General features: G+C 65.4%; 4 protein-coding genes. All 4 read right to left on the bottom strand.

Annotated elements, in window-relative coordinates; translation table 11 throughout:
- Window positions 1-107: 107 nt before the first annotated feature.
- The gene (gene folD / locus AC0KW6_RS22890) at window positions 108-998 is read right to left on the bottom strand and encodes a bifunctional methylenetetrahydrofolate dehydrogenase/methenyltetrahydrofolate cyclohydrolase FolD (RefSeq protein ID WP_474034754.1); all 891 of its coding nucleotides are present in this window, start codon (window positions 996-998) and stop codon (window positions 108-110) included.
- A 99-nt stretch (window positions 999-1,097) separates the two neighbouring features.
- A complete protein-coding gene (locus AC0KW6_RS22885) occupies window positions 1,098-1,406 on the bottom strand; it encodes a chorismate mutase (protein ID WP_474034755.1) in 309 nt (102 codons plus the stop codon).
- Between the two features lie 59 nt (window positions 1,407-1,465).
- Complete coding sequence (locus AC0KW6_RS22880; RefSeq protein ID WP_474034756.1) at window positions 1,466-3,142, bottom strand: formate--tetrahydrofolate ligase; 1,677 nt, start codon at window positions 3,140-3,142, stop codon at window positions 1,466-1,468.
- Between the two features lie 188 nt (window positions 3,143-3,330).
- Window positions 3,331-3,906 carry an MOSC domain-containing protein gene (locus AC0KW6_RS22875; protein WP_474036218.1) on the bottom strand — a complete coding sequence of 192 codons (576 nt, stop codon included), beginning with the start codon at window positions 3,904-3,906 and terminating at the stop codon, window positions 3,331-3,333.
- Window positions 3,907-4,173: the final 267 nt, after the last annotated feature.

Below are 4,173 nucleotides of genomic sequence, written 5' to 3'. Positions count from 1 at the left end.
CCGGTGACGGCCTAAGGCCTGCCAGCCATCATCTTTCCAAAAAATACTCCCGCCGGAGGCGGTCCGGCGGGAGCATATCAGTCAGGCGGTCAGCGGTCAGCGCTGGGTCAGGCGGTCAGGCCTTCGGGTTCCTTGAGGCCGTTGGCGCGGCAGGCCGCAGTGACGGTGTTGGCAAGCAGGCAGGCGATGGTCATCGGGCCGACGCCGCCCGGCACCGGGGTGATGGCGCCCGCGCGCTCGGCCGCAGTGGCAAAATCAACGTCGCCGACCAGCTTGGTCTTGCCGTCGCGCTCGATGCGGTTGATGCCGACGTCGATCACGGTCGCGCCCTCCTTGATCCAGTCGCCCGGCACCATTTCCGGACGGCCGACCGCCGCCACCACGATGTCGGCGCGGCGCACCGCATCGGGCAGATCCTTGGTGCGCGAATGCGCGATGGTCACCGTGCAGCTGTCGCCCAGGAGCAGCTGCGCCATCGGCTTGCCGACGATGTTGGAGCGGCCGATCACAACCGCATCCATGCCCGACAGCGACCCATGGTGGTCGCGCAGCATCATCAGGCAGCCCAGCGGCGTGCAGGGCACCATCGATTTCTGGCCGGTGCCCAGCAGGCCGACGTTGGAGATGTGGAAACCGTCGACGTCCTTCTCCGGCGCAATCGAATTGATCACCAGATCCTCGTTCATATGCTTCGGCAGCGGCAGCTGCACCAGGATGCCGTGGATCGAGGGATCGTTGTTCAGCTGGTCGACCACCGCCAGCAGATCCGCCTCGGAAGTCTCCGCATCCAGCTTGTGCTCGACCGAGTTCATGCCGACCTCGACGGTCTGCTTGCCCTTGGAGCGCACATAGACCTGGGAGGCCGGGTCTTCGCCGACCAGAACCACCGCCAGGCCGGGGGTGATGCCGTGTTCCTCTTTCAGCCGCGCCACATGCTCAGCCACCTGGCCGCGCACCTTGGCCGCAAAGGCCTTGCCGTCAATCAATGTTGCTGCCATTTGATCTCTTCCTCTTTGCCGCAGGCACGGATCGCCCTTGAAGCCTGCCTGTCCATCTCAGTCGCTCGCGATGCCCGCGCCGCAGGCCCCCGCTCAGCCTCACTCTTCCCGGATCACCCGCGCCTCGCGGGCAATCGACCACTCCACCAGCTGCCGCCACAGGTGCCCGGCCAGACCGGGGTCCAGCCCCTGTTCCGCGGCCGCGGCACGGGCATTCAGCACCACTTCCTCGACCCGTTCCGGGATCCGCGCCGGCCAGCCGTTTGCCTGCTTCAGCGCAATCGCCCGGTCAATGTATCCGGCCCGCTCGGCCAGCAGCGCGATCAGCTCCCGGTCGAGGTGGTCGATCTGCAGCCGGAGGCTTGCCATATCGCTGCAGGCATCTGGCGGGGTGCGTGTGGTGCTCATGTCTCAAAACTCTCACGGCCCGGGATGGGTCCCGGGCCGTGAATGTCGCATATCGCCGTTTAGAACAAGCCTTCGATCTGGCCGTCGTCATTCAGGCGGATGGTTTCCGACGCCGGTTTGCGCGGCAGGCCGGGCATCGTCATGATCTCGCCGCAGACCGCAACGATGAAGCCGGCACCGGCCGAGAGGCGCACTTCGCGCACCGGCACCGAATGGCCCACCGGCGCACCGCGCAGCGACGGGTCGGTCGAGAAGGAGTACTGGGTCTTCGCCATGCAGACCGGCAGATTGCCGTAGCCCGCCTCTTCCCATTCCTTCAGCTGGTTGCGGATCTTGTTGTCCGCCAGCACCTCGTCGGCGCGGTAGATCCGCTTGGCGATGGTGTCGATCTTGTCGAACAGGGACATCTCGTCCGGGTAGATCGGCGAGAAGTTGGCCTGGCCCGCATCGACGATTTCCACAACCTTCTGCGCCAGCGGCGCCGAGCCTTCCGACCCCAGTTCCCAGTGGCGCGACAGCACCGCCTCGACGCCATGGGTGGCGGCATAGGCTTTGACAGCCTCCACTTCGGCATCGGTGTCGGTCACAAAGTGGTTGATCGCAACCACAACAGGAACCCCGAAGGATTTGATGTTCTCGATGTGGCGGCCGAGGTTGGCACAGCCCGCGTTGACCGCGTCGACATTCTCGGCGCCCAGATCCGCCTTGGCAACGCCGCCGTTCATCTTCATCGCCCGCACGGTGGCCACCAGCACCACTGCCGACGGCGCGATGCCTGCCTTGCGGCATTTGATGTTCATGAACTTTTCAGCCCCCAGATCGGCGCCGAAACCGGCCTCGGTCACCACGTAGTCGGCGACTTTCAGGGCGGTCTTGGTGGCGATCACCGAGTTGCAGCCGTGGGCGATATTGGCAAACGGGCCGCCATGCACAAACGCCGGGTTGTTTTCCAGGGTCTGCACCAGGTTCGGCTGCATCGCGTCTTTCAGCAGCACGGTCATCGCGCCTTCGGCCTTGATGTCGCGGCAGTAGACCGGGGTCTTGTCGCGGCGGTAGGCCACGATGATGTCGCCGAGCCGCTTTTCCAGGTCTTTCAGGTCGTTGGCGAGGCACAGGATCGCCATCACTTCCGAGGCCACGGTGATGTCAAAACCGGCTTCGCGCGGGAAGCCGTTGGAGACGCCGCCCAGAGAGGCGGTGATCACCCGCAGGGCGCGGTCGTTCATGTCGACAACCCGGCGCCAGGCGACGCGGCGGGTGTCGATCTCGCACTCGTTGCCCCAGTAGATGTGGTTGTCGATCATTGCCGACAGCAGCGAATGGGCCGAGGTGATGGCATGGAAATCGCCGGTGAAGTGGAGGTTCATCTCCTCCATCGGCACCACCTGGGCGTAGCCGCCGCCTGCGGCGCCGCCCTTCATGCCGAAGTTCGGGCCGAGCGAGGCTTCGCGGATGCAGATCATCGCGTTCTTGCCGATCCGGTTCAGACCGTCGCCCAGGCCCACGGTGGTGGTGGTCTTGCCTTCGCCCGCCGGCGTCGGGTTGATCGCGGTCACCAGGATCAGCTTGCCGTCTTCGCGGTCCTGCACCGAGTTGATGAAGGACTGCGACACCTTTGCCTTGTCGTGGCCGTAGGGCAGCAGATCGCTGTCCGAAATCCCGATCTTCGCACCAATCTCCTGGATCGGTTTCTTCTGCGCTTCACGCGCAATCTCGATGTCACTCTTGTAGCTCATGGCAAGGTTCCTGCTGAGTTTGCATACAATCGCCGGCAAAAGAATGCCGGTTTCGCGATAGACTTAGCCAATATGCGGCAAAGCACGCGCGTGATTTCCGACATTATCCTGCCTTGAAGCGGCGTGGGGTCTTTCGCAGCCCCGGTCCCGGTTCCTTAAAGGAAACGCTTTCCCCTAAAAGAAGGAAATCACGGCGCCCAGGCGCGCTGTTCCGGCACAAAGAGCGTGAGTTCACCGCCCAGTGCCAGGCTCCCCGGCCGTTCCACCCAGGCGGTGATTCCCCGGCGATTCCGGGCTGCCGGTTTGAAACGGGCGCCATATCCGCTGCGGGCTTTTTCAATCTCCCGCCCCGGCAGCACGCAGGGCCGGTTTTCCAGATCAACGGTCAGGGTCGCCCCGCCCGGCCCTTGCAGCCGGGACCCGGGCGGCACGAAGGTAAAGTCCGGGATGCCGCGCAGGATGATGGTGGCGCCCAGATGGGCAGGGTCGACCCGCTCCATCCCCATATCCGCGGCGATCAGCGCCAGCTCCTCCTCGGACAGGAGTGTCAGCTGGCGGACGTTGCGGATTTCGGTGCCTTCCGGATACAAATTGCGGACCCGCACGCAGGAGGCGCGGTTCTCCCCTTCGTGGCGGTCGCCAGAAATGCCGGAAAACCCCAGATGCAACCGGTCAGCCGGTTCCGCCCGCAGACCATGGCCCGCAGGCACCATGCCCAGCCAGGTGATTTCGCCTTTGAAGCCGCTGTCCCGCAATACCGGCATTGCCTGTGTCTCCTGCTGAAGATTGATCAATCCCCGCCGACGCTACACGCTTTGCCAGCGGCCGCCAGCGGGAATCCGCCTTCAGACCCCCGGTAGCGGAGTAGAGGGACCGGCGCAGTGCGCCAAGGGATCGGATCGCCGATGCGATCCGATCCGGGCGGGGGGGGGGGGGGGGGGGGGGGGGGGGGGGGGGGGGGGGGGGGGGGGGGGGGGGGGGGGGGGGGGGAGGGGAGGGGGGGGGGGGGGAATGGTCGAGGGGGGTGGGGT

This window comes from Leisingera sp. SA215 (assembly GCF_055902035.1).
Note: the sequence above shows the minus strand (reverse complement) of the source record. Positions and strands in the feature narration are given on the sequence as shown.